Raw genomic sequence first — 502 nt, 5'->3', positions numbered from 1 at the left:
GCCATTCATCACCAGCATCACCACACCAGCCAGAGCCAACGTCGAGATACCAACCACAAGCGTGTTGTGTGTGCCAAAACGTTCCATGAACTTCGGTGCCAACATACAACCAGCGATGTTAATGACCGCGTTAATGCCAAACCAGAATGTGAACTCATTCATTGAAAGGCCCATGCCTGTCATCAATACCGACGGTGCTGACGTCACGTAAGCTAAGATAACCGCCATGGCCATCAAACATAGTGATGCGTGGAAAATGAAAGATGGCGTGCTCAGTACCGACCAGTAACGACTTACTTTGAATACCGCTTGTTTCTCGGTTGCAGGGTTGGTTTCCTTCATCATCAAGAACATCAACGTTCCTGAGACAACCGCAAAACCGGCCATAAAGCTGAAGTTGGCACGCCAATCAAATTGCTGTGTTAACCAGCTGCCTAAAATTGGGGCCAGTGCCGGAATAAAGCAGATCGCACCATTAAGGTAGCTGATCATCTTGCCGCTT

Annotated in this window: 1 protein-coding gene; it reads right to left on the bottom strand. The window is 48.4% G+C overall.

The features are described 5' to 3' along the window. Nucleotides 1–502 (bottom strand): MFS transporter (locus R7044_RS28520; RefSeq protein WP_225456459.1); only part of this gene is annotated, 502 nt, incomplete at both ends.

Source organism: Vibrio sp. 1402 (assembly GCF_033340275.1).
The sequence above is the reverse complement of the archived record's forward strand: the minus strand, read 5'-3'. Positions and strand labels throughout refer to the sequence as shown.